The sequence below is a fragment of the Methylophaga sulfidovorans genome (assembly GCF_900114205.1).
GTDB classification, from domain to species: domain Bacteria; phylum Pseudomonadota; class Gammaproteobacteria; order Nitrosococcales; family Methylophagaceae; genus Methylophaga; species Methylophaga sulfidovorans.
Genome location: NZ_FOSH01000006.1, coordinates 94,026 through 118,107, shown reverse-complemented (window position 1 = coordinate 118,107; position 24,082 = coordinate 94,026). Strand labels below are relative to the sequence as shown.

Annotated in this window: 26 protein-coding genes; 23 read left to right on the top strand and 3 right to left on the bottom strand. The window is 43.5% G+C overall.

Annotated elements, in window-relative coordinates; all coding sequences use genetic code 11:
* Positions 1-8: 8 nt before the first annotated feature.
* Genes BM232_RS06675 through BM232_RS06645 form a run of 7 tightly spaced genes read left to right on the top strand, consistent with a single transcriptional unit; the run spans position 9 to position 5,356 of the window.
* Entirely contained in the window at positions 9-1,118 is a 1,110-nt protein-coding gene (locus BM232_RS06675; protein WP_091712649.1) for a TRAP transporter substrate-binding protein, read from the top strand.
* Complete coding sequence (locus BM232_RS06670; protein WP_091712646.1) at positions 1,115-1,366, top strand: hypothetical protein; 252 nt, start codon at positions 1,115-1,117, stop codon at positions 1,364-1,366. Before BM232_RS06675 ends, BM232_RS06670 begins: the two co-directional genes overlap by 4 nt.
* Positions 1,367-1,876 carry a DUF411 domain-containing protein gene (locus tag BM232_RS06665; RefSeq protein WP_091712643.1) on the top strand — a complete coding sequence of 170 codons (510 nt, stop codon included), beginning with the start codon at positions 1,367-1,369 and terminating at the stop codon, positions 1,874-1,876.
* A 2-nt stretch (positions 1,877-1,878) separates the two neighbouring features.
* Positions 1,879-2,748, top strand: a complete 870-nt coding sequence (locus BM232_RS06660) for a DMT family transporter (protein WP_091712640.1) — start codon at positions 1,879-1,881, stop codon at positions 2,746-2,748.
* Between the two features lie 54 nt (positions 2,749-2,802).
* Positions 2,803-3,672, top strand: coding sequence for an SMP-30/gluconolactonase/LRE family protein (locus tag BM232_RS06655; RefSeq protein WP_177207274.1), 870 nt, complete (start codon positions 2,803-2,805; stop codon positions 3,670-3,672).
* Positions 3,673-4,884: a DEAD/DEAH box helicase gene (locus BM232_RS06650; RefSeq protein ID WP_091712635.1), complete on the top strand. Its 1,212-nt coding sequence runs from the start codon at positions 3,673-3,675 to the stop codon at positions 4,882-4,884.
* Positions 4,871-5,356, top strand: a complete 486-nt coding sequence (locus BM232_RS06645; RefSeq protein WP_281248275.1) for a paraquat-inducible protein A — start codon at positions 4,871-4,873, stop codon at positions 5,354-5,356. Before BM232_RS06650 ends, BM232_RS06645 begins: the two co-directional genes overlap by 14 nt.
* On the opposite strand, the gene ppc is transcribed toward BM232_RS06645, so the two are convergent.
* Together ppc and glgA are read right to left on the bottom strand one after the other, a co-directional pair.
* Positions 5,353-8,196, bottom strand: a complete 2,844-nt coding sequence (ppc, locus tag BM232_RS06640; RefSeq protein WP_091712631.1) for a phosphoenolpyruvate carboxylase — start codon at positions 8,194-8,196, stop codon at positions 5,353-5,355. The genes BM232_RS06645 and ppc overlap by 4 nt on opposite strands.
* Before the next feature lie 4 nt (positions 8,197-8,200).
* A complete protein-coding gene (gene glgA / locus BM232_RS06635) occupies positions 8,201-9,664 on the bottom strand; it encodes a glycogen synthase GlgA (protein ID WP_091712628.1) in 1,464 nt (487 codons plus the stop codon).
* 79 nt (positions 9,665-9,743) lie between these two features.
* Between glgA and zwf the strand changes: the two genes are divergently transcribed.
* Positions 9,744-11,213 carry a glucose-6-phosphate dehydrogenase gene (zwf, locus tag BM232_RS06630; RefSeq protein WP_177207273.1) on the top strand — a complete coding sequence of 490 codons (1,470 nt, stop codon included), beginning with the start codon at positions 9,744-9,746 and terminating at the stop codon, positions 11,211-11,213.
* A 61-nt stretch (positions 11,214-11,274) separates the two neighbouring features.
* Here the strand turns inward: zwf and asd are convergent, their stop codons facing one another.
* Complete coding sequence (gene asd / locus BM232_RS06625) at positions 11,275-12,165, bottom strand: archaetidylserine decarboxylase (RefSeq protein ID WP_091712623.1); 891 nt, start codon at positions 12,163-12,165, stop codon at positions 11,275-11,277.
* A gap of 83 nt (positions 12,166-12,248) precedes the next feature.
* Between asd and BM232_RS06620 the strand changes: the two genes are divergently transcribed.
* Genes BM232_RS06620 through BM232_RS06550 form a run of 15 tightly spaced genes read left to right on the top strand, consistent with a single transcriptional unit; the run spans position 12,249 to position 24,080 of the window.
* Positions 12,249-12,659 (top strand): flagellar basal body-associated FliL family protein, encoded by a 411-nt coding sequence (locus BM232_RS06620; RefSeq protein WP_091712620.1) that lies wholly within the window; start codon positions 12,249-12,251, stop codon positions 12,657-12,659.
* 50 nt (positions 12,660-12,709) lie between these two features.
* Positions 12,710-13,204, top strand: coding sequence for a flagellar basal body-associated FliL family protein (locus BM232_RS06615; protein ID WP_091712618.1), 495 nt, complete (start codon positions 12,710-12,712; stop codon positions 13,202-13,204).
* Positions 13,205-13,206: 2 nt separating this feature from the next.
* The gene (gene fliM, locus BM232_RS06610) at positions 13,207-14,229 is read left to right on the top strand and encodes a flagellar motor switch protein FliM (protein ID WP_091712616.1); all 1,023 of its coding nucleotides are present in this window, start codon (positions 13,207-13,209) and stop codon (positions 14,227-14,229) included.
* On the top strand, positions 14,226-14,684 hold the full coding sequence (gene fliN / locus BM232_RS06605) for a flagellar motor switch protein FliN (protein ID WP_091712613.1): 459 nt from the start codon (positions 14,226-14,228) through the stop codon (positions 14,682-14,684). Before fliM ends, fliN begins: the two co-directional genes overlap by 4 nt.
* Complete coding sequence (fliO, locus tag BM232_RS06600) at positions 14,684-15,106, top strand: flagellar biosynthetic protein FliO (RefSeq protein WP_091712611.1); 423 nt, start codon at positions 14,684-14,686, stop codon at positions 15,104-15,106. The genes fliN and fliO overlap by 1 nt, the downstream gene beginning before the upstream one ends.
* On the top strand, positions 15,103-15,837 hold the full coding sequence (fliP, locus tag BM232_RS06595) for a flagellar type III secretion system pore protein FliP (RefSeq protein ID WP_091712608.1): 735 nt from the start codon (positions 15,103-15,105) through the stop codon (positions 15,835-15,837). Before fliO ends, fliP begins: the two co-directional genes overlap by 4 nt.
* A 2-nt stretch (positions 15,838-15,839) precedes the next feature.
* Positions 15,840-16,109, top strand: a complete 270-nt coding sequence (gene fliQ / locus BM232_RS06590) for a flagellar biosynthesis protein FliQ (RefSeq protein ID WP_091712605.1) — start codon at positions 15,840-15,842, stop codon at positions 16,107-16,109.
* 2 nt (positions 16,110-16,111) lie between these two features.
* On the top strand, positions 16,112-16,894 hold the full coding sequence (gene fliR / locus BM232_RS06585; protein WP_091712603.1) for a flagellar biosynthetic protein FliR: 783 nt from the start codon (positions 16,112-16,114) through the stop codon (positions 16,892-16,894).
* Positions 16,887-18,020: a flagellar biosynthesis protein FlhB gene (gene flhB / locus BM232_RS06580; protein WP_091712601.1), complete on the top strand. Its 1,134-nt coding sequence runs from the start codon at positions 16,887-16,889 to the stop codon at positions 18,018-18,020. The genes fliR and flhB overlap by 8 nt, the downstream gene beginning before the upstream one ends.
* Positions 18,021-18,026: 6 nt before the next feature.
* Positions 18,027-20,114 carry a flagellar biosynthesis protein FlhA gene (flhA, locus tag BM232_RS06575; RefSeq protein WP_091712599.1) on the top strand — a complete coding sequence of 696 codons (2,088 nt, stop codon included), beginning with the start codon at positions 18,027-18,029 and terminating at the stop codon, positions 20,112-20,114.
* 21 nt (positions 20,115-20,135) lie between these two features.
* The gene (gene flhF, locus BM232_RS06570; protein ID WP_091712597.1) at positions 20,136-21,344 is read left to right on the top strand and encodes a flagellar biosynthesis GTPase FlhF; all 1,209 of its coding nucleotides are present in this window, start codon (positions 20,136-20,138) and stop codon (positions 21,342-21,344) included.
* Complete coding sequence (locus BM232_RS06565) at positions 21,337-22,209, top strand: MinD/ParA family protein (RefSeq protein WP_091712595.1); 873 nt, start codon at positions 21,337-21,339, stop codon at positions 22,207-22,209. The genes flhF and BM232_RS06565 overlap by 8 nt, the downstream gene beginning before the upstream one ends.
* Entirely contained in the window at positions 22,206-22,928 is a 723-nt protein-coding gene (locus BM232_RS06560) for an RNA polymerase sigma factor FliA (RefSeq protein ID WP_091712593.1), read from the top strand. Before BM232_RS06565 ends, BM232_RS06560 begins: the two co-directional genes overlap by 4 nt.
* A 28-nt stretch (positions 22,929-22,956) precedes the next feature.
* A complete protein-coding gene (gene cheY, locus BM232_RS06555) occupies positions 22,957-23,334 on the top strand; it encodes a chemotaxis response regulator CheY (RefSeq protein WP_040576613.1) in 378 nt (125 codons plus the stop codon).
* Positions 23,335-23,348: 14 nt separating this feature from the next.
* Positions 23,349-24,080, top strand: coding sequence for a protein phosphatase CheZ (locus BM232_RS06550; RefSeq protein ID WP_091712591.1), 732 nt, complete (start codon positions 23,349-23,351; stop codon positions 24,078-24,080).
* Positions 24,081-24,082 lie beyond the last annotated feature (2 nt).

The following is a 24,082-nucleotide window of genomic DNA, read 5'->3' as shown; positions in this document are numbered from 1 at the left end:
ATTTATCTATGTTGGCATCATGTTTATCACGTTCATTCATTGTGGGTCTTGTCGCCCTTATGTTGACCTCATGTGGACAAAGTGATCAATCTCAGTCAGTCACTGATAATACAACGAACAATAAAACTTACCGCTGGAAGATGGTCACAACATGGCCGCCAGGGTTTCCTGTTTTACAAGAAGGCGCAGAACGTTTCGCCGCCAATATCAAGGCCATGTCAAACGGACGTCTGGATATCAAAGTGTATGCGGGCGGTGAATTGATTCCGGCATTACAAGTGTTTGAAGCCGTATCACAAGGTACAGTGGAAATGGGTCATGGCAGTGCCTATTACTGGGCCGGTAAAGTGCCTGAAGCACAGTTCTTTTCTACCGTACCTTTTGGTATGACAGCTTTAGGCATGAATTCATGGTTATACGATGGTGGCGGTCTCGAATTATGGCGTGAAATCTATAAACCGTTTCATGTTATCCCCTTCCCTCTTGGTAACACTGGCGTTCAAATGGGCGGCTGGTTTAATAAAGAAATCAATTCTGTAGATGATCTGCAAGGCTTAAAAATGCGTATTCCGGGCTTAGGCGGAAAAGTCTTAGCTAAAGCCGGTGGCAACCCTGTTTTATTAGCCGGTAGTGAAGTTTATAGTGCGCTTGAACGTAATACGATTGATGCAACTGAATGGATTGGTCCATACCACGATGAACGTTTAGGACTTTATCGTGCTGCACAACATTATTATTATCCGGGCTGGCATGAGCCAGGCACCGTTTTAGAGTTAACCATCAATGAGCGGGCGTGGAATAGCTTGCCTGCAGATTTACAAGCGATCGTCACCAATGCTGCTCAGGCCGAAAACCTGGCTATGCTGTCTGAGATGGAACAGAAGAATGCGGAAGCATTACAAATTCTGAAAGACCGAGATGACATCACCATTGCACCGTTCCCTGATGATGTTTTACAACGTCTAAAAACGTTGTCTGAAGAGACATTAGAGGAAGAAGCAGCTAAAAACCCCAAATTTAAAAGGGTATATGATGCCTATCAGAAATTTCGTAAGAAAGATGCCGCCTGGTCTGAAATCTCTGAGCAGAAATATCTTAACATTGAATCGGCACAATGATTTTTCTGATATTTACCAGTGAGGGCTTATTAGAAGCCGCTCCGGAAATACAAACAGAGAAAGCTAGCGTCTGGCTCAATCCTGACTTAAAAAATCACATTGAGTTGCCGAACCTCGCCGCCGCTGGCTGTGATTATTATTTTTTACCCGAGCATGCTGATCCGGCAAGTGAGAAGTCAGTAATAAACGCATTAAGTCACGTTGAAAAAAATAGTCGTGATAATGAAATCTATGTTGAATATTTATAAATGAAAAATATCCTTTTTGTTCTCTTTTGTTTGCTCGCTTTGCCTGCGTTTGCTGACTCGGAGTGGGCTGCCTCAGATCTCCATTTGGATAAACCGCTTGATATCACTGTTTACCGTGATCCTGGGTGTCAATGCTGCCACAAATGGATTACTTATCTTGAAAATCATGGCTTTCATGTTATCGATAAACCGACACATAATCTGGATGCTGTAAAAGAAAAGCTCGGCGTACCCAGTGCTATGCACTCTTGTCACACCGCGGTAGTTGATGGTTATGTCATTGAAGGCCATGTACCGGCAAATGATATTCTGCGTTTACTCACACAAAAACCCGATGTTACCGGTATCGCCGTCCCTCAAATGCCTGTCGGTACGCCTGGAATGGAAATGGGACCACGCAAAGATAACTTCGCTGTTGTAGAATTTAATCAGCATCAACAATACAAAATTTTTACGGCATATCAGCTTGATCAAAACCAGCATTACCAGGCCAGCACAACAGAGAAATAATCATGGAAGCGCTCGTTGTGCTGAGCAGAGTACTGTTCTCAGCATATTCTAATGTTTTTCAAAAACAGCTGAGCCATCGTGGCTTTGAATCCCTATTTATTGTTTTTAGCTCCTATCTGGTTCTGGCTGTCATTTGTTTGCCATTGCTTTACTTGTTTGATCCGTCTTCATTAACTCTGTCCTTCTGGACTAATATCTTTTTTGCTGCATTACTGGACATGGCAGGCACGGTGTTTTTAGTCATGTCACTGTCTAAAACAGATCTATCCGTGTTTGGGCCCTTAAATGCCTATAAGGTTGTCGTTTCAATGATTCTGGCGATGATTTTTATTGGTGAAGTGCCTAACCTTCAAGGTTTCTTTGGCGTCGCTGTCATCGTCGCCGGCAGTTATTTTTTATTTCCAGCTAAAACAGCTCAGCAGAGTCGTATCTGGACCTTATTCAAAGACAGAGGCGTTCAATATCGGTTTTTGTCTATTTTACTTTTTTCTATTGGCACTCTGCCCCTTAAAACAGCAGTCATTGCTGGTGGCGCCTTAGCGACCACCGTATTCTGGTGTCTTTTTGGACTACCGCTGGCAGCGATGACTCAGTGGTTTTTCATCAAAGGCAATATACAGAAAAACTTCATAAAAGCGCGGGATGATATCCGACCATTTATTTATCTTGGCTGTCTGATTTTTCTGATGCAATACATGACTATGCTGGTATTTTCTCAGCTGCTGGTGGCTTATTCCCTTGCCTTATTTCAATTAAGTATGGTGTTACATGTTTTCCTGGGCTACCGTATTTTTAATGAAAAACATGTGTGGCGACGTTTATCAGCCTGTCTGGTGATGGTTGCTGGTAGTTTATTGGTTTTAAACGCTTGAGCGAGATCAGTCTTCGCCTGTTATCATGCACTCAGATTGTTAATGGAGAATACAATGAAACGGTTAACTATCATGCTGACCGGCCTGTTTATGTCAATGCATGTTTTTGCCAATACTATACTGACACCAGTATGGACGAGCCCGGCAGAACTCAAAAACCCTGAGTCCGTTATCTACGACCCGATAACAAAATTGTTATATGTCTCGAATGTAAATGGTGGTCCGCTTGATGTCGATGGCAATGGTTTTATCAGCCAGTTATCCGTAGACGGCCAGATAAAAAAACTACATTGGCTGGATGGACTCAATGCGCCAAAAGGCCTGACTCTTAATGGCAATAAACTCTATGTTTCTGACATTAATGAATTAGTTGTCATTGATATTGCCGAACAACGCATTATTAAACGTTATCCAGCCGAAGGGGCAAAATTTCTTAATGATGTCGCGGTAGATAAACAGGAACATGTTTATGTCAGCGATATGATGACAGATCGTATTTATCGTTTATCTGATGACAAGTTTGATATCTGGATGGAAGATCCTGCGCTGGAAGCACCTAACGGACTATTGGTAGAGCACAATAATTTAATTGTGGCCAGTTGGGGTCATATGACCAATGGCTTTGAAACTGAAACGCCGGGCCATTTAAAAATCATTGATCTCATTACTCACCAAATGAAAAGTCTGGGAGATAAATCTCCTGCAGGTAACCTCGATGGTATTGAAGCAGATGGTCAGGGTAATTATCTGGTCACTGACTGGTTAAATGGTCGTTTATTGAAAATCACCCCTGAAGGTCATAGTGAGACCTTGATAGAGTTTAATCAAGGTAGTGCGGATCATACTGTGATGCCAGAGAAAGACCTCGTTATTGTTCCGATGATGATGGACAACGTCATCACCGCATTCCGGATAAATCGTTAAATGTCATTTGAAGATCTTTTACTAGAAGACAGCCTGTTAAGTGCAATTTCTGCTCAGGGCTTTACTGAACCCACTCCTATACAAACAGAAACAATTCCACTTATTCTGGCAGGTCAGGATGTACTGGCTTGCGCAGCTACCGGCACAGGAAAAACGGCTGCCTTTGTTCTGCCTTTATTACAAAAGCTTTGGGACAGAAAGCAGCGTTCACATGAACCTGTTGCCTTAATTCTGGCGCCGACACGAGAACTGGCTTTCCAGATTCAACATGTGCTCAAGACATTTAGTAAACAGGATCCTATTGATATCGCCATGATTACAGGCGGTCAGGCACCTGCAGCACAACAAAAGTTTTTAGATGAAGGCTGTGATGTCATTATCGCGACGCCTGGTCGTTTATTAAACTTAGTAGAACAAGATCAGGCAGACTTATCATTGATTGAGTTTGTGGTAATTGATGAAGCCGATCGTATGCTGGATATGGGACAAGGCCCCGATGTTGCAACATTGTTAGCCTCCATCACAACCGCTTTCCAAACCTGCTTATTTTCTGCAACCCTGGCTGGTGCCGGTGTTGAGATTTTTGCTAATACCTTATTACCCGATGCGACACGAGTAGATGTAAATGCCTCAAATCACTATGCTGAACAAGTACAGCAACGTGTTTACCTGGCAGATAATCGCGAACATAAACAGGCTTTATTAACTGCCGTGATTAATTCAGATGACTGTAAAAGTGCTTTGGTCTTTTGTAATAAAAAAGAACGGGCTGATGAAGTGGCTGATTACCTGCAATCACAAAACATTTCTGCCCAGGTCGTGCATGGTGAATTCTCTCAGGCAGATCGTCGCGAACGTACCCGCAAGTTTCGTCAAGGTAAAACTAAGGTATTAGTGGCGACTGATGTTGCTTCTCGTGGTCTGGATTTACCGCAGGTCAGCCATGTTATTAACTATGATGTGCCATTTCGAGGCGATATCTATATCCATCGTGTGGGCAGAACGGGCCGTGCCGGACAATCAGGTATTGCGGTGAACTTAGTCGAAGCGCACGATCAAAAGAATCTCGAGCGTATCCAACATCATATCGGCCAAACACTGCCGGTAGTGAAAATGAAAGGCCTGGCTCCCAAAGGCAAAGCCAATAAACAAAAAAGCAAAAAATCAGCAGACAGTCGCTATATCGCTAAAAAAGATCGTGCTCCGGAATAAATCAGTCAATCTGTTACGCTGCTTATTAGTTATAAGTAGCGTGTTATTAATAGCGGGGTTATTTATGCCCATGCTGACAATTACGCAATTTCTGCTTATCAGTGATGATTTCTCTGTGATTTCCGGTATCACTGAACTGTGGAAAGCACAAAAATACCTGTTATTTTTCATCATCGGTAGTTTCAGCATTGTCATGCCTTTCGCTAAAATCAGCTTGCTGTTTCGATTATTATTCGCTGATAACCACCCTACTCCAGTCAAAATAAAATTATTAAACCTTATGCATGACTATGGGCGTTGGGCCATGCTTGATGTCATGGTGGTCGCCATGTTGATTGTTACCGTCAAACTCGGGGCGATAGCCAGTATTCAGATTCACCCCGGTTTATATGTATTTGGCGCAGCCGTATTACTGATTATGCTGACCACACAACTGACGGTGAACGCATTACGTAGCAAGTCATCAGACTAGCCGGTATTTCGCATTCCCGCCGAAATTGCACTAATGGTTCGTAACAGCGGATCCAGCCACTTATCCCGCTCTTCTTCAGATAATGCATTCTCACGATAACGCTGTAATAACAGAATCTGAATATAGTTGATCGGATCCAGATATGGTTCACGTCTACGCAAAGACGACCGCAGTGCAGGTGTTTCCGACATCAACTTATCTTCATTGACCACCAGCAACACCTGTTTCACCGTGCGATGATATTCTGCTGAAATCACCTCGAACACTTGCTGACCCTGAAAAGCATCTTCACACAGAGCGGCATAACGGCGGGCGATATTCATATCTGCTTTCGATAATGACATCTGAGTATTACTCAATAAAGCACTAAAGAAACGCCAGTCTTTCGCCATTCTGCGTAATATTTCAATTTTCTCGAGATCGTTCTGATGCCATTTTTCCAGTGCTGTGCCAATGCCATACCATGCCGGTAAGGTATGTCGTGACTGTGCCCAGGAGAATACCCAGCCGATGGCTCGTACAGACGCTTTCGAACGATCGCCCTGTTTACGATGTGATGGTCTGGAACCAATATTCATCATGCCGATTTCTGTAACCGGACACACCTCATAAAAGTAATCCAGAAAACCCGCAGTATCTTCTGTTAATTTACGGTAACTCTGCTCACCCACTACCGTAAGTTGTTGCATGACATCCATAAATACCGGCTCATCATGACCGGTCTCGGCCACCAGGCTCCGTGAAGCTTTCATTAATCCAGACACGCCCATGCCTAATTCATAGGCGGCGGTTTCAATATTGCCATACTTAAACGACAACACTTCGCCCTGCTCAGTGAATTTGATTTGTCCCTGCACGGTACCCACTGGCTGAGACATAATCGCATCATGGGTTGGGCCACCACCACGACCAATCGTGCCACCACGGCCATGGAACATACGGCATTTCACACCATGTTGTTCAGCCAGATGACTTATTCTTTGCTGCGCCTGATATAAATTCCATACCGAAGCCAGAATACCGCCATCTTTACAAGAATCAGAATAGCCAAGCATGACCTCTTGTAAATTGCCTGAAGCAGTTAATAAACGACGATAATGTTCATTTTCCAGCAATGCTGACATCACAGGCTCAATATGTGATAAATCTTCAATGGTTTCAAACAGAGGTGAAACACGGAGCAGGCAGAACGTCTCGCCATTCTCCTGATAACCGCATAAACCAGCAAAACGGCCAAGTGTTAATACTTCGAGAATATGACTGGCCTGATGTGTCATCGATATAACATAGCTGCCAAACGCATTAGCGCTGACTTCTTTTTGTAAACGATTCATCAGTTGAAACACTGATAATATTTCTTTGTTTTGCCCTTCTAACTCAGGCAATGGAGGTAATTCATGTCTTGCCAGTAGATCGGTAAGTAAAGACTGACGTTGTGTTTCATCCAGCTGTTGATAGTCTTCACATAAACCCGTTTGTCGAAGAACCTGAGCTACTGCCTCTGTGTGTAAGGTAGATTCCTGACGCACATCAAGGTGATATAAATAAAATCCAAATGTTTCAACCAGACGAATTAAGTCGGTCAGTTCACTGCCAGCTAGATCCGCATCACCATGTGATACCAAGGACTGATGAATTAAGCGCAGATCCTGCAATAATTCGTCTTCATTTTGATAGGCGAGTCCCAGCGCGGTGGGTTCAAGATCTGGACGAAAGTATTGCTGTAGTAGACGTAAATTATCTTCCAGTCGATGCCGCATCATATACAGTTTGCGACGATAAGGTTCATTCAGAAAACGATCCGGTTTTGCTCTGAATGCGCCAGCATAACGTTGCTCAGATTCATCAATACTTACCGCTAATTCGTCACTGATTTGGCACAAAGGTTGTGAATGCGTGAGTTGGTAACTCAGTTTAGTGATATCTTCCAGATAACGACGAATCACAGTACGTTTCTGAAGTTGAATGGCCATATCCGTCGTTTCAGCCGTCACGAAGGGATTGCCATCACGATCACCACCAATCCATGAACCAAACTGAATATAACCTGGCACCTTGAATGTCGCACCTTCGGCGATTTCATCTTTATAAACACGGCGAATCGCATTTTCCATATTGCGATAACTTCTGGGTACGGCATCAAACAAACTTACATTGAAATAATACAAACCATTTTTAATTTCATCACGAACTGTCGGTTTAACAGCCCGCACCTCATCGGTTGACCACAGCAGTTGCACCTGTTTTTTTATCTCTGAACGGGTGCGCTCTTCTTCAAATGCCGTTAGTGGATCATTGGTCAGCTTTTCATCAAGTAAGAAAATGCGACGTAGGATTTCCATCAAGGTCCGACGTTTTGACTCAGTCGGATGAGCGGTAAACACTGGCATATAAACCATAGTGTCCATCATATGCTGTAACTGCTCGAGGGTGACGCCTTCCTGTTTAAACTGGGTCAAGGTATCAAGATACGAACCGTGCCATAAATCACGGCCATTACGTAATTGAATCAGTCGGTTATGATAGTTAAAAGCCTCTTCTGCCGTATTCAGCAGACTAAAGTACAAATTAAACGCCCGAATCACTTCACGCAGTGTTATAACATCCAGAGTATTTAGAAAACTTAATAATTCTGTACGTAATAAGGCGTTATCATCCTTGCGTAGATTGATAAAGCCCTTACGCAATCGCTCTACCGTCTCATAGACCTCACGGCCCGCACGCTCATCAATCACTTCACCAAGGATATGGCCAAGAAATCGGACGTGTTGGCGCAGCTCTTTATCGTCAAGCATAGATAATTGCTCGACTGTACTTAGTACAGGTTCATAATCTGTCATAGTTTCAACGTTCGTTTACATGGTGATAGAGATCGATATAGATATTGGCGCTATTTTCCCAACTGAAATCCCCCTCCATTGCGGTGATCATCAGTTTTCGCCATATCCGCGGATGCTGAAACAGGGCGATAGCACGTTCCAGTGTTTCATATAAAGCTTCTGCTGAAGCCTCGTCAAAACAAAATCCATTAGCGGTGCCGGATTTACGGTTGTCGTCGTTAGCATCAACGACGGTATCAGCCAAGCCACCGGTATTCCGTACAATTGGCAAAGTACCATAACGCAGACTATACATCTGGTTAAGACCGCAAGGCTCAAAACGAGACGGCATTAAAAATACATCAACGCCAGCCTCAATCTGATGCGAAAGCTTTTCGTTATAGCCAATTGTTAATGCCACTTTATCAGGAAAACGGGCGCGAAGTACACGTAATGCTTGTTCAAAGTCTGATTCACCACTTCCCAGACAAATTAGCTGTATATCCTGCCCTTGTTCCAGTAAGCGTGTTACTGCCTGAATCGAGAGATCAATGCCTTTTTGTGACACCAAACGGCTTATCAGACCAATAAATAATGTCTGCTCGGACTGTGGCAAATAAAACTGTTGTTGTAGCGCTTGCTTATTTTTCTTTTTCCGATTGGGTGTTTTTACCGAGTAGTGATAATTTAAGTAAGGGTCAGTGGCCGGATTCCACTCGTCATAGTCGATACCGTTTAAGATACCGCTTAAGCGTCCGTGTTCAGCACGGTAAGATAATAAACCTTCTAAGCCATAACCAAATTCGGCATGGCAAATCTCTTTGGCGTAAGTTGGGCTGACCGTTGTAATTTGGTCACTAAAGATCAGGCCCGCTTTCATAAATGACATCAGACCGTAAAACTCTAACCCTTCAACAGACCAGAGTATTTCAGGTAAGTCGAGTGCATCAAAAACCGGGCGTTCAAATAATCCCTGATAGGCCATATTATGGATAGTGAAAATAGTGTCCGGCTTTTCCTCTCTCAACGACAAAAGAGCAGGCGCGAGACCGGTTTGCCAATCATTACAATGCAAAATATCCGGTTTCCAATTCAGCCCGGCCTCATCCATAGCTAAAGCGACAATAGCCCGACAAAACAGACTAAACCGCGCCGCATTATCCTCCCAGTCGTGACCATCAGGGTGACTGTAAGGACCACCATTCCGGTCAAAGTGATATGGTGAATTTAATAACCATACAAGAACCTCGGTACCCGGGAGTTGCGCTTCGATGATCTCTACCGGTAAGTGGTAACCATCTAGTTTCAATGTTGCGACTATTTGAATTTTTTCAATTTTTTGCAGACATTGACGATAGGCAGGCATAAAAATTCTGACATCTTGTCCATGTTGTGCCAGAGCATTCGGTAAGCTGGCAGAAACATCAGCCAAGCCGCCAGTTTTCATTAATGGATGTACTTCACTACTGGCAAAAAGAATTTTTCGCACGCTTATCTCCCAAAAATTGTACAATTCTTCAAATTATATACGGTCAACGGCTCAGTAATAGCCTGCAACGGGAGAAATCATGCAATCTTGTACCATTGTTATTTTTGGCGCCACAGGCGACTTATCTAAGAAAAAGTTATTGCCTGCTTTATACCATCTAGATGCGGAAAAACGCTTAACAGCGGATACACGCATTATTTGTATGGGTCGTCGCGACTCCAGTCAAGAAGACTGGAAAGCACAAGTCACAGAATTTGTTAGTCCTAAAGCCCGTGGCGGTGTAAATGGTGACCTTCTAAATACTTTCTTAGATCGTATTCATTATTTCAAATGTGACATTAACGATGCGTTCAGCTATCACGAATTGAATACATTAATTACCACAGAAGAAAATAATTTCTCACAAAACATTGTTTTCTATCTCTCTATCGCACCTGCGCTATTCGGTGTGGTTGGTGATCAGTTAGCCGCCGTTGGCCTGAATAAAGAAGACAATGGCTGGCGTCACTTAGTGGTCGAAAAACCTTTTGGTTACGACCAGAAGAGCGCCGATGAATTAGAAGGCATTTTGCGCAAGAACTTCACTGAACAACAAACCTATCGAATTGATCACTATCTGGGTAAAGGCACTGTACAGAATATTTTTGTATTCCGCTTTGCTAACTTGTTACTGGAACCATTATGGAACCGTAACTATATTGATCACGTTCAGATTACCCACGCCGAACAACAAGGCGTTGGTGGCCGTGCCGGTTACTACGATACATCTGGCGCCTTGCGCGATATGATTCAAAGTCACTTGATGCAGGTGATGGCACTGGTTGCAATGGAACCACCAGCAGATTTAGGTGATGAGTCTCTACGTGATGAAAAAGTAAAAGTCTTAAAAGCCATTCGCCCTATTACTGAAGATATCGTTGATGATCATGCGTTCCGCGCACAATATGCGGCTGGTGAACTGAATGGTAAAAAAGAACCGGGTTATCTGGAAGACGATGAAGTACCTAATGACAGCGTGACGGAAACTTACGCTGCTATGAAGCTTTATATTGATAACTGGCGCTGGCGTGGTGTGCCGTTCTACTTAAGAACGGGTAAATGCATGCCTGAATCTAAAGCGATGATTGCCATCCGCTTTAAGAAACCACCACAAGAGTTATTTAAAGATACCGTCATTGGTGACAGTCATGCCAACTGGATTGTCATGGGTCTGCAACCAGACAATACTTTGCGTATTGAACTGCAAGCAAAACAACCTGGGTTAGAATTAAACAATCACACGGTGGCACTTGAAACGGTAGAAACTGAAGACACCAAACATAGTTTAGATGCCTATGAAGCATTGATTCTGGATGCTATTTTAGGTGACCGTTCATTGTTCTTACGTGCTGATGAAGTCAATCTGGCCTGGAAAGTGGTTGATCCTGTCATCGAAAAATGGGCCAAAGATAAAAGCTTTGTCCACACTTACCCTGCTGGTACATGGGGCCCTGAAGAAGTCAGTCGTATTCAGGACAACTCATGCCACGCATGGCGTAATAATATCTAATCTGTTGTACAACAAAAAAGCCGGCTTTAAGCCGGCTTTTTTATTTCATCTGCAAACAAACTTAATTCATCGCCTGTCCCAGTTGAATTTTTTTCTCTGGCTGCCATTCTTGATTAAATGACTTCATACCAGCAGGTAATAACATCACTACTGTCGAGCCCATATTGAATCGACCCATTTCCTGACCTTTTTCAAATGACAGCGCTTCATCACCTTCATAAGTCCAATCTTGTATTGTTTTGCCATAGGGAGGTGTTATCTGACCTTCCCATACCGTTTCCATACTGCCAACAAAAATAGCTCCAACTAAGACCAATACAACTTCGCCAAATTCAGTATCAAACACACAAATAACACGTTCATTACGAGCAAATAATCTGGGTACCGCTCTTGCAGTTCGAGGGTTAACCGAAAATAGCTTGCCAGGCACGTAGCGCATTGACTTTAGCTTTCCTGCTACCGGCATGTGGATACGATGATAGTCTCGGGGCGACAAATAAATAGTAGCAAACTGTCCATTGTCATAGCGCTGAGCTAACACTTTATCTCCACCCAATAATTCTTCAACGCTGTAACTTCTACCCTTAGCCTGAACAATAGTCTGATCAATAATGGGGCCTATTTGACTCACGGCACCATCGACGGGTGATACCACAACGTCTTTACCAGCGGCAACCGGACGAATGCCTTGGCGGAGTTCACGAGTAAAGAAAGCATTGAAGCTTGGGTAAAAATCACGTTCAGACACCGCTGCTTCACTCAGATTAACGTCAAACTTCCAGGTAATAAAACGAATAAAAGCATTCTTAAACCATGTTACTTTGCTACGAGTCAGCGCATGCATGATGACGGATAAGGTATGCTGTGGAATCACATATTGTGGTAGCGTCAAAACCATATCAGATAGTTTGCTGAACCAAGAAGGTGGTTGGTGTTTTTGCGTTTTACTCATGCTTGCCTCTTTAACCAATTGCCCAAGCTTGTCATAATTCTGTGTAAACCTTTATCGAAATAAATCATGGAGTATAACAAGCAATGAAGAAGTCGCTGTCGCTAATCACCGTCTTATTAATGTATCTATTAGTGACACCAATCTATGCTGCTGATGAAAGCGAGAAAACGCCACCTGTTTATTACAAAATTGAAGAGCCCTTTACGATTAACTTTGTTAATCAGAGTCAGAAGCGCGCACGTTATCTGCAAATCAAAGTCGCTTTAATGACCACCAGCCAGGAAGCGATGGATAGTGCAGTACTCAACCTACCCATGATTCAAGATGAGCTGAGAACATTATTTTCACAACAGACATACGAATCAGTGACAACACTACAAGGCAGAGAAAAATTAGATTCCCTTGCAACCGAGCGTGTACAAAAAGTGCTGGAAGAAGAAACAGGCAACAGTGACATTAAAAAAGTCTATTTTACGAGCTTTATTATCCAATAAGCGGCACGCTCTTTGCTTAGATTAAACTATCAAAATGGAATGACAATACTATGGCTGAAGAACGCGAAGACATTGAAATTACTGAAGGCAAAGGCGGTAAGAAAAAACTGCTGATTATTATCATAGCTGCATTAGTGCTGATTGGCGGTGGTGTAGCAGCCTTTTTTATGATGAGCGGAAGTGATGAAACTGAGGAAGCCAAAGTTGAGGTCAAACAACCGCCTATTTATTACGCTATTGAAGAGCCCTTCATTGTAAATTTCTCTGAGCAAAGCAAAGGCGAAGTGAAATACATGCAGATTAAACTCAAGGTTAAAGCCCGCTCTCAGGATGTGATTGATGCGGTGACACTTAATCTGCCAGCGATTCAACATGAGCTGAATATGCTGTTCTTTAGTCAAAATTATGACGAACTACAGACTGTTGAAGGTACAAAAGCTTTACAACAAGCTTCTTTAAACACAATAAATGAAATCTTGAAAAATGAATCTTCCGTTGATGGACAATTGGAAGCCGTTTACTTTACTAGCTTCATAATGCAATAACTATGGCTGTTCATGACATCCTTTCACAAGATGAAGTAGATGCGCTGCTAAATGGCTTGGGCGATGGCGATCTTGAAACTGATTCAGCAGACAATAATGCCAATGTAGGCACCCGACCATACGACTTCGGCAATGAAGAACGCATCATTCGTGGCCGGATGCCAACGCTGGAAATGATTAATGAGCGTTTTGGTCGTTATTTAAGAATCAGTCTGTTTAATATGCTGCGCCGCTCTGCTGAAATCTCAGTGGGGGGTGTACAAGTCATGAAGTTCTCGGAATACATACATACGTTATTTGTTCCGACCAGCTTAAACTTAATTCATCTGCATCCGCTCAGAGGCACAGGCTTGGTAGTGTTTGAGCCCAAGCTGGTCTTTACGTTTTTAGATAATTTCTTTGGTGGCGACGGTCGTTTTCAAGCACGTATTGAAGGAAGAGAGTTCACCTCAACGGAGCTGCGTGTCATCAATATGGTGCTCAATCTGTGCTTCAAAGATCTGACTGAGGCCTGGTCGCCTGTTATGCCCGTGGAATTCGAATTTGTTAACCACGAAGTGAATCCACAATTTGCCAATATTGTCAGTCCAAGTGAAGTCGTGGTTATCTCCACCTTCCATGTCGATTTAGACGGAGGCAGTGGCGATATACACATTACCTTCCCCTATTCTATGCTCGAACCTATTCGTGAGTTGCTGGATACCGGCTTACAAAGTGATCGCAGCATGGATGATGGACGCTGGGAAAAATCCATGCGTGAAGAAATTATGATGGCAGATGTAGAGCTTTGGGCAAACTTAGCTCAAGCCAAGTTATCACTTGGACAGATACTGAAATTGAAACCAGGCGATATCATCCCTATTGATATGCCAAAACAAGTCACTACCATGGTAGAAGACATTCCGATGTTTCGTGCCACATACGGTGAACATCATGAAAAAACAGCATTAAAAATTATGGAAATTATTGAACATCCTCACGATACAAGTTCAACAATCCACCTGAAAAAAGGTAAAAAATTATGAGTGAAGACACCCAAACACAAGATCAGGAATTGGCTGACGAATGGGCGGCTGCACTGGAACAACAAGGTGATGCCGATGGGGCTGAAGAGGATCCCTGGGCAGCCGCATTAGAAGAGCAAGCTGAATCAGAAGCCAGTCAAACAGCTAATCCTGCCCCGGTAGCCAAGCTTGATGATGAAGGAAGACCAAAATCAGATGTCGATCTGGATATGGTGATGGATATCCCCGTCACTATCTCAATGGAAATTGGTCGTACCAAAATCAGTATTCGTAACCTTTTACAGCTAAGCCAGGGGTCAGTGGTTGAGTTGGACAGACTGGCTGGTGAACCGATGGATGTCCTTGTCAACGATACACTTATTGCCCATGGTGAGGTGGTTGTAGTTAACGATAAGTTTGGTATTCGTCTGACGGATATTATCAGCACATCAGAACGTATCAAGAAATTGCGCTGATGAAAAAACTCTGGCTTCTCATATTAGGCTTGAGCCTTTCAGTAACCAGCTATGCTGCAACCGAGTCCGCGACTCATAGCCTGAATCAATCACCATTGTCGGCTCTTAATTTATTGCAAACCTTATTTGGTTTGTTACTGGTTCTGGCCTGTATTGTCGCCGTTGCATGGCTATTGAAACGGACAAATCATTTCCACGCTGCCGCCAACGGTAAATTAAAGGTTATTGCAGGCATTCCGCTTGGCACCAGAGAACGAGTTATTTTGGTTCAAATTGGTGAAGAACAATTATTACTGGGAGTCACAGCCCAACAGATTAATACCCTACACAAACTGGAAACACCATTAACAGAAACCGAATCTTCATCACCTAATGAATTTGCCAATAAACTGCGCCAGTTAATGCAACGAGGTGACGCATGATTCGGCTGTTACTGAGTATATTATTACTGGTATTTCCACTAATCAGCCTCGCTGCTCCCGGTATTCCAGCTGTAACGGTTACTGATGGCGAAGGTGGCCAAAGCTATAGCGTCACCTTACAAATTCTGGCGTTGATGACGGCACTCACATTACTGCCCGCCGCTTTAATGATGATGACCTCTTTTACCCGGATTATTATTGTATTAGCCATATTGCGGCAGGCAATTGGTGTGCAATCAACGCCATCCAATCAGGTATTAATTGGCTTAGCCTTATTTCTGACTATTTTTATCATGCATCCGGTGTTTAATCATGCCTATAACGATGGTATTACGCCATATATGAATGGTGACATCGAATTCACTCAAGCTATTGAAAGAACCGGGCAACCTTTTAAAGAGTTTATGCTCGCCCAGACCAGGGAAAGTGATATTGCTTTATTTGCTTCGATTGGCGGTTATAAAGAAATGCAAACACCGCAGGATATTCCCTACAGTTTGTTACTGCCATCGTTTGTCACCAGTGAACTCAAAACTGCATTTCAGATTGGTTTTCTGATTTTTATTCCATTTCTGATTATTGATTTAGTTGTTGCCAGTGTCTTGATGGCGATGGGGATGATGATGCTTTCCCCTATGTTAATTTCGTTGCCATTTAAATTAATGTTATTTGTACTTATTGATGGATGGGCACTACTTATGGGTACTTTAGCTTCGAGCTTTTACGTGTAATTATGACGCCAGAAACAGTTCTCACCATAATGCAGCAAACCTTACAGATCATCTCGATATTGATCGCTGCTATCTTATTACCAGCCTTATTGATTGGTCTGCTGGTCAGTATGTTCCAGGCCGCGACCTCAATTAATGAACAAACACTGAGCTTTATTCCTAAACTGTTTATCACCTTACTTGTCCTGGTGATGGCTGGACCATGGATGCTGGAAATGGTGCTGGGCTTCACTCGCCGTCTGTATGAAGAAATACCGTTTCTTATCGGTTAATGATGGAAATCAGCACCGCTGAGATTACCGGTATTCTAGGGCTTTATATGTGGCCCTTTATTCGTATTGCAGCCATGGTCATGGTTGCCCCCATTTTCAGTAGTAACTTTCTCAGTACACGCACCCGTATCATCATCGCCTTAGCCATCAGTATCATTCTGGTACCGAATACCCCCGTCAATATGCCCAGCGTTGAACCTCTGAGCGTAGAAGGTTTATTGATCATTGCTCAGCAAATTCTAATCGGTGCCTGCATGGGTTTTATGCTGCAGTTGCTGTTCAATGCTTTTATTGTGGCTGGACAAATTATTGCTATGCAGATGGGCCTGGGGTTCGCCTCTATGGTTGATCCGCAAAACGGCGTACTCGTGCCGGTGATCAGTCAGTTTTATCTGATTTTTATCACACTGCTCTTTATCACCGTTGATGGCCACTTGATTCTGATTAAGGTGTTATCAGAAAGTTTTGTCACCATGCCGATTTCAGCAAGTGGCTTAACACCTACTGATCTACGAGATATTGCTGCTCAGGCAAGCTGGATGTTTGCTGCTGGCGTCATTATTGCTTTACCTGCGATAGGTTCTATTATGATGGTCAATTTAGCGTTTGGCATCTTATCGCGTGCAGCACCGCAAATCAGTCCATTCTCTATCGGTTTTCCGATGACCATTGTAATGGGGTTTGTCATTATGTTTGTAACACTGCCATTAGTGGCTGATCACTTACTGGAAATGACAGATCACATATTACAACTGATAAGGGTAATGGTGGTTCAGGATGGCTGAGCAAACCGGACAAGAAAAAACAGAACAACCTACCGGCAAGCGTTTAGAAGACGCCCGCCAAAAAGGCCAGGTTCCACGCTCAAAAGAATTAACTACCGTGATGGTTCTGATTGCCAGTGCCATCGCCCTCTTTTTTATGGGTGGCAGTCTGGTTTCGGACATGGCTGCAGTCATGAATGAATCTTTTACATTGACCCAAAAACAAATATTTGATCCGATGGCAATGGTGCATCATTTCATGCATATGATCGAAATCATTTCTTTTGATTTGGGCATGTTCCTCGCTATAACCGTACTTGCAGCGTTAGCTGCGCCTGCATTGATAGGTGGCTGGAATTTTTCCACACAGGCCATGGCATTTAAACCAGAAAAAATGGATCCCATCAAAGGTCTCAAACGTGTCTTTGGCCCCCAGGGTTTAGCTGAACTTGGCAAAGCATTAGGTAAATTTATTCTTATCGGTGCTATATCGACTGCAATTCTGTGGGGAATACGTGACCAATTATTGACGCTTGGCAGTCAGGAAGTGAACGTTGCCATGACAGATTTAGGTTATTTAACGTTGTGGGTATTTCTTGCTATCACAGCCAGTTTGATTTTGATTGCCCTTATCGACGTGCCATTTCAGTTGTGGAATCACAACCGTCAGCTGCGGATGACCAAGCAGGAAGTCAAAGATGAAATGAAACAAACTGATGGTAATCCTGAAGTGAAAGGCCGCATCAGACGAATGCAGATTCAGATGTCTCAGCAGCGAATGATGCAGGATATCCCTTCTGCAGATGTTGTTATTACCAATCCGACACATTACGCCGTCGCTCTTCGCTATGATCAAGCTCGTCCTGGCGCACCTATTGTTGTCGCTAAAGGCGCAGACTTAATTTCACAACAAATTCGACTGGTCGCACAACATAATGAAGTCCCTATTCTGGCGGCACCACCACTGACTCGTGCTGTTTATTATTCAACTGAAATCGGCGAAGAAATTCCATCTGGTCTATATATTGCAGTAGCTCAGGTACTGGCTTTTGTATTCCAATTGCGTCGCTACCGAAAACAAGGTGGCAAGAAACCGCATTTGAATCCAGAAGATTTGCCAATACCTGAAGAATTTAGACGAGATTAACGCTACATGGAAAACAACGTACTGGCTGCCCGTTTTAAATCAGTTGTAAACGGTCAATTAGCCACGCCAATGCTATTGGTGGCATTGCTGGCCATGGTTATCCTTCCTTTACCAGCATTTATGCTGGATATGCTATTTACCTTTAATATCGCTCTATCACTAGTGATTGTGCTCGCTAGCATTTACATGCTTAAACCGCTGCACTTTGCTGCCTTTCCCAGTATTTTGTTAATCGCCACCCTGCTGCGTTTAGCATTAAATGTTGCCTCGACTCGTATCATTCTGCTTGAAGGCCATACTGGTGCAGCAGCGGCTGGTAACGTTATTGAAGCGTTTGGTGAATTCGTTATCGGCGGTAACTATGCGGTCGGCTTTGTTGTATTCGCTATCCTAGTTATTATTAACTTTGTGGTTGTCACCAAAGGTGCCACACGTATTGCAGAAGTTAGTGCTCGTTTTACTCTGGATTCCATGCCAGGTAAGCAAATGGCGATCGATGCTGATTTAAATGCTGGTCTTATCGATCAGGATGAAGCGCGTCGCCGTCGTGAAGAAATTATGCAGGAATCGGATTTTTACGGTTCCATGGATGGTGCCAGTAAGTTTGTCCGTGGTGATGCTGTCGCCGGTATCTTAATCCTGTTTATCAATATTATTGGCGGTTTCATCATTGGCGTTGCCCAACACGATTTAAGTTTTTCTCAGGCAGCCCAGAACTACACACTCTTAACTATCGGTGATGGTCTGGTTGCTCAGTTACCTTCATTATTACTGGCATCAGCTGCTGGCCTGCTGATTACACGCTCCACCAAAGAACAAGATATGGGGCAGCAGATTGTCAGTCAGTTATTAAGCAATCCGAAAACACTAGCAGTGACTTCTATCATTATTGGTGGCATGGGTGTAATTCCTGGTATGCCGAACATCCCATTCCTGATTTTGGCTGCTATCGGTGGCACCAGTGCCTTTATAATTCATCAGCGTCAAAAAGTTGCCACAGAAACTGAGTTAGCCACCGCTCAACAACCGACTTCAGAAGCCGCTAGAGAACAACGTGAACTGAGTTGGGATGATCTTAGTCCGGTTGATCCTATTGGCCTGGAAGTTGGCTACCGTCTCATCCCTCTGGTAGACAAAAACCAGGGTGGACAATTAATGAATAGAATCAAGGGTATACGTAAGAAAATATCTCAGGAAATGGGGTTTTTAATCCCGCCTGTTCATATCCGCGATAATCTCGATCTGGCGCCAACAGCGTATCAAATCACGCTGTTTGGGGTGACATTCGGCGAAGCTGAAGTACATCCGGACAGAATGCTTGCTATCAACCCAGGCCAGGTCTTTGGTGATCTTGAAGGCATCAAAACACAAGACCCTGCTTTTGGCCTTGATGCTATCTGGATAGAAACTGGCCAACGAGAATATGCACAAGCTCAAGGTTATACCGTTGTTGATGTCGATACGGTTATTGCTACCCATTTAAGTAAGATTCTAAATAACCACGCCCATGATTTACTGGGTCGTGAAGAAGTCCAGCACTTACTTGATAACCTTGGAAAATCTGCACCTAAACTGGTTGAGGGGCTGGTACCTGATACTGTGCCATTAGGTACGGTACAGAAAGTCTTACAAAACCTGCTGGAAGAAAATATTCCTGTCCGGGATATCCGTACCATTACCGAAGCAATTTCTGAACAGGCAGGTCGCAATCCTGATCCTGAAGCCATCACAGCTGCAACACGTATGGCGCTTAGTCATTCCATTATTCAACATATCAATGGCACTCGTACTGATCTGCCAATTATCACCTTGGATCCAGAACTGGAACAGATATTGCTAAAAACTTTACAGGCATCGGGAGAAGGTGGTGCCAGCTTGGAACCAGGACTGGCGGAGAATATGCACAAAAACTTGCAGGAAGCTACTCAAAGACAAGAAATGACGGGTGACTCCGCTATTCTGGTAGTTCAGGCAGGCTTGAGAAGTTGGATTTCTCGTTTTATTCGCCACTCCATTCCCGGTTTGAATGTGTTGTCCTATAACGAAATACCGGATGACAAACAAATAAGAATAGTGGCCAATATCGGCCGATGAATTAGAGTTTGAGGTTGATGTATGAAAATCAAACGTTTCCAGGCAGCTGATGTACGTCAAGCTATCCGCGAAGTAAGAGATGTTCTTGGTCCGGATGCAGTCATTCTCTCTAACACCCGTGTAGATGGTGGGATAGAAATTGTCGCAGCCACAGATTATGACGAATCACAGTTCCGTCGTCAGTCTCAGGTAGAAGAAGCACCACAACCTCAAACTTCGCCAAGGGTAGAGATTAACCCAAGTCTTGAAAGTAATACCTTTGAGCCTTCTCAGCCCGCTCCGAAACAAAATATCTGGTCTCAGGAACCCACTTTAGTCCAGATGCGTAAAGAAATTGCTGGTTTGCGTAATATGCTGCAAAACCAGCTTTCCGATCTGACCTGGAAAGATATGGAACGTCAAAATCCAACTCAGGTACAGTTACTGAAGCGCTTTATGCAAATGGGCATTGATGTCGAACTCGCCAAATCTATTACCGCAAAAATACAAGGTATTGATGATTTAGAGACGGCATGGCGTCATTGTCTTGGACAATTAGCTTCTCAAATTCATCTCACTGAAGAAGATATATTATCGCAAGGTGGCATCTATGCCCTGGTTGGACCAACAGGTGTTGGCAAAACCACTACCATTGCTAAACTAGCCGCTCGTTGTGCTCTAAAGCACGGTGCCCGGCAGGTTGCCCTCATTACTACTGACTGCTATCGCATTGGTGGACAAGAACAATTACGTACCTACGCCAGGATTTTAGGCGTGCCTGTCAGAGTGGCCAGAACCCATGCTGAACTGACTGAAACACTCAATGACCTGCTTGATCGCCGCTTTATCCTGATAGATACTGCGGGAATGAATCAACGAGATATAAAACTGACAGAGAAGTTTGCTGTGATTAAACAGCAATCACCTCGTGTCAAAACATACTTAACTATGTCAGCAAACACTCAAGCAAGTGCTATGGATGATATTATTAATGCCTATTCTCACTTGAACTTGAGCGGCTGTATCCTGACAAAAACAGATGAAGCCAGCAGTCTTGGTGGTGCCGTTTCGGCCTTAGTACGGCATCGTTTACCATTGGCTTATATTGCTAACGGCCAGCAGGTTCCTGAGGATCTGAGTCTTGCCCGGCCTAATACACTTGTTAATCAGGCCAGCGAGTTGATGAATGATGAGCAACAACTGGATCCTCAAACCGTATCCAGTTATGGAGGTTTTGCCGCCTATGGCTGAAAATACCCAAGATCAAGCTGTTGGCCTTCGTAAAATGGCGCAAGCAGCCAGACCAGTGAAGGTCATTGCGATTGCAAGTGGTAAAGGTGGCGTGGGTAAAACCAATGTCACCGTTAACCTGGGTGTTGCTTTAGCTGCATTGGGCAAAGAAGTTGTCCTGCTTGATGCTGACTTAGGTTTGGCAAATATCGACGTTATGTTAGGGCTCCATCCTCAATTTAATCTGCTTCATGTATTGGATGGCACTAAAACACTGAATGAAATTATGGTTGAGGGCCCTTCTGGTCTAAAAATCATTCCTGCAACCTCTGGCGTGAAAAAAATGGCAGAGCTAAGCAGTGCTGAACATGCTGGCATGATACAAGCCTTCAGCGAAATGGATCAGCATATTGATGTATTGCTTATTGATAGTGCTGCAGGTATTGCTGACAGTGTTATCAGCTTCAGTAAAGCTGCCCAGGAAGTCATTGTGGTGGTATGTGATGAACCCGCTTCTATCACGGATGCATACGCATTAATTAAATTACTCAGTCGTGAACATCAAGTTGAACGCTTCCATATCGTGACAAATATGTGTAGAAGTGTACAAGAAGGTCGTGAACTATTTGATAAAATTTCATTAGTCTGTGATCGCTTTCTCGACGTTACCCTGGATTTTATGGGTATAGTACCGTTTGATGAGGATTTAAGACGGTCTGTCAAGAAACAACGCAGTGTAGTAGAAGCATTTCCACGTAGCAAAGCGGCTACAGCGTTTAATCACTTAGCCAAAAAAATAGAGTATTGGCCAGTACAGAAACAGCCACGTGGACACATGGAATTTTTTGTTGAAAGACTCATTCAGGCAAGTATGGAAATGGTATGAGCAACAGAGCTGTCATGTACACATCGGGTCAAAGTAAATCAGAATTGATTGAACAGCACGCGCCTTTGGTAAAGCGAATTGCTTATCATATGATCGCCAGGCTGCCAGCATCTGTTGATGTAGAAGATTTGATCCAGGCGGGTATGATTGGCTTACTTGACGCATCCCATCAATATAATTCAGCTCAGGGTGCAAGTTTTGAAACATATGCCGGTATTCGTATACGAGGTTCGATGCTGGATGAAATCCGTCGTAATGATTGGGCACCTAGGTCTGTTCATAGAAAAGCCCGAGAAATTGCCGAGCAAATGCATAAAATAGAACAAGAAAAAGGGCGAAATGCCTCTGACAGTGAGGTAGCAAGCGCACTTGGCATTGATATCAATGAATACTATCAACAGTTAAACGATTCGAGTGGTTATCAGATTTTCAGCCTTGATGAGTTTACTGATAATGATGAAACTCACGCTCACCTAATCTCTGTCGGCCCAAGCGGACCCGATGATGAAGTTCAAGATGATGATTTCCAGCAGGCATTGGCACAAGCCATAGACACACTACCAGAGCGGGAGCGCTTATTAATGAGCCTGTATTATAATGACGAATTAAATTTAAAGGAGATCGGCGAGGTTCTGGGGGTTAGTGAATCCAGAGTCAGTCAGATTCATAGTCAAACTGTGATCCGACTTCGCGCCAAACTTCGTGACTGGATTATGTAAATTTTGGAGGTGTGCTTTGGATAAAAATATGAAGATCCTGATCGTAGATGATTTTTCCACAATGCGTCGGATAATAAAAAACCTGTTACGAGATCTGGGATTTAATAATACTCAAGAAGCTGATGATGGTTTAACAGCCTTACCTATTCTGCAGGCAGGTGGAATTGATTTTCTGGTCACCGATTGGAATATGCCTGGCATGCAAGGTATTGATTTACTTAAAACTGTTCGGGCAGATGAAAAGCTTTCATCATTACCAGTTCTGATGGTCACTGCTGAAACAAAACGTGAGCAGATCATTGAAGCGGCTCAAGCTGGGGTGAATGGTTATATCGTCAAGCCATTTACTGCAGCAACGCTTAAGGAAAAAATCGAAAAGATTTTTGAACGCATCAACGCACAATAAGGAGCACTCGGCTCATGGCTTCAGCAAATCAGGCAATCCAATTAGAAGCAGCACGAGCCCTCGTCGAGGCGTTTGAAAAGAATGATGAAAGCGCTGCTGAGGAACAACTGACTATTCTGGCAAAAGCACAGGAAAGTCATTTATTCAAAGAAGTAGGCAAGCTTACACGTGAACTTCACGATTCTTTGAATAACTTCAATCTTGATGCAAAACTCATCGATCTAACCCAGAATGATATGCCCAACACACGTGACCGGCTTAACTATGTCATCACCACCACAGAAGAAGCGGCACACAAAACCTTAGGTTATATCGATAACACATTACCTTTGGCTCAAGAACTCCGAAATACTGCCGAAAAGATAGATGAGAGCTGGCACCGTTTTCGGAAAAAGGAAATGAATGCAGAAGAGTTTCGCTTATTGGTAAAAGAAATCGAAAACTATTTACCGACAGTGAAACAGCACGCAGATCAGGTTCATCACAATTTATCTGAAATGATGTTGGCTCAGGGCTTCCAGGATTTAACCGGACAGGTAATTCGTCAGGTTATTAGCTTGGTAGAAGAAGTGGAAGACAGTTTAGTGCAGTTAGTGAAAGTTGCTGGCAAACCAAAACAGTCTCCAAATAAAAAAGAAATTGACCCAATTAAAGCTGAAGGTCCGCAGATAAATGCACAAGACAACCCAAACGTGGTGAATAACCAGGATGATGTGGATGACTTGTTATCTAGCCTCGGCTTCTGAGG

Excerpts from the sequence above, each read along its gene's own strand:
- BM232_RS06675 (WP_091712649.1), top strand. The coding sequence starts at position 9 with ATGTTGGCATCATGTTTATCACGTTCATTCATTGTGGGTCTTGTCGCC.
- BM232_RS06670 (WP_091712646.1), top strand. The coding sequence starts at position 1,115 with ATGATTTTTCTGATATTTACCAGTGAGGGCTTATTAGAAGCCGCTCCG.
- BM232_RS06665 (WP_091712643.1), top strand. The coding sequence starts at position 1,367 with ATGAAAAATATCCTTTTTGTTCTCTTTTGTTTGCTCGCTTTGCCTGCG.
- BM232_RS06660 (WP_091712640.1), top strand. The coding sequence starts at position 1,879 with ATGGAAGCGCTCGTTGTGCTGAGCAGAGTACTGTTCTCAGCATATTCT.
- BM232_RS06655 (WP_177207274.1), top strand. The coding sequence starts at position 2,803 with ATGAAACGGTTAACTATCATGCTGACCGGCCTGTTTATGTCAATGCAT.
- BM232_RS06650 (WP_091712635.1), top strand. The coding sequence starts at position 3,673 with ATGTCATTTGAAGATCTTTTACTAGAAGACAGCCTGTTAAGTGCAATT.
- ppc (WP_091712631.1), bottom strand. The coding sequence starts at position 8,196 with ATGACAGATTATGAACCTGTACTAAGTACAGTCGAGCAATTATCTATG.
- zwf (WP_177207273.1), top strand. The coding sequence starts at position 9,744 with ATGCAATCTTGTACCATTGTTATTTTTGGCGCCACAGGCGACTTATCT.
- asd (WP_091712623.1), bottom strand. The coding sequence starts at position 12,165 with ATGAGTAAAACGCAAAAACACCAACCACCTTCTTGGTTCAGCAAACTA.
- BM232_RS06620 (WP_091712620.1), top strand. The coding sequence starts at position 12,249 with ATGAAGAAGTCGCTGTCGCTAATCACCGTCTTATTAATGTATCTATTA.
- BM232_RS06615 (WP_091712618.1), top strand. The coding sequence starts at position 12,710 with ATGGCTGAAGAACGCGAAGACATTGAAATTACTGAAGGCAAAGGCGGT.
- fliM (WP_091712616.1), top strand. The coding sequence starts at position 13,207 with ATGGCTGTTCATGACATCCTTTCACAAGATGAAGTAGATGCGCTGCTA.
- fliN (WP_091712613.1), top strand. The coding sequence starts at position 14,226 with ATGAGTGAAGACACCCAAACACAAGATCAGGAATTGGCTGACGAATGG.
- fliO (WP_091712611.1), top strand. The coding sequence starts at position 14,684 with ATGAAAAAACTCTGGCTTCTCATATTAGGCTTGAGCCTTTCAGTAACC.
- fliP (WP_091712608.1), top strand. The coding sequence starts at position 15,103 with ATGATTCGGCTGTTACTGAGTATATTATTACTGGTATTTCCACTAATC.
- fliQ (WP_091712605.1), top strand. The coding sequence starts at position 15,840 with ATGACGCCAGAAACAGTTCTCACCATAATGCAGCAAACCTTACAGATC.
- fliR (WP_091712603.1), top strand. The coding sequence starts at position 16,112 with ATGGAAATCAGCACCGCTGAGATTACCGGTATTCTAGGGCTTTATATG.
- flhB (WP_091712601.1), top strand. The coding sequence starts at position 16,887 with ATGGCTGAGCAAACCGGACAAGAAAAAACAGAACAACCTACCGGCAAG.
- flhA (WP_091712599.1), top strand. The coding sequence starts at position 18,027 with ATGGAAAACAACGTACTGGCTGCCCGTTTTAAATCAGTTGTAAACGGT.
- flhF (WP_091712597.1), top strand. The coding sequence starts at position 20,136 with ATGAAAATCAAACGTTTCCAGGCAGCTGATGTACGTCAAGCTATCCGC.
- BM232_RS06565 (WP_091712595.1), top strand. The coding sequence starts at position 21,337 with ATGGCTGAAAATACCCAAGATCAAGCTGTTGGCCTTCGTAAAATGGCG.
- BM232_RS06560 (WP_091712593.1), top strand. The coding sequence starts at position 22,206 with ATGAGCAACAGAGCTGTCATGTACACATCGGGTCAAAGTAAATCAGAA.
- cheY (WP_040576613.1), top strand. The coding sequence starts at position 22,957 with ATGAAGATCCTGATCGTAGATGATTTTTCCACAATGCGTCGGATAATA.
- BM232_RS06550 (WP_091712591.1), top strand. The coding sequence starts at position 23,349 with ATGGCTTCAGCAAATCAGGCAATCCAATTAGAAGCAGCACGAGCCCTC.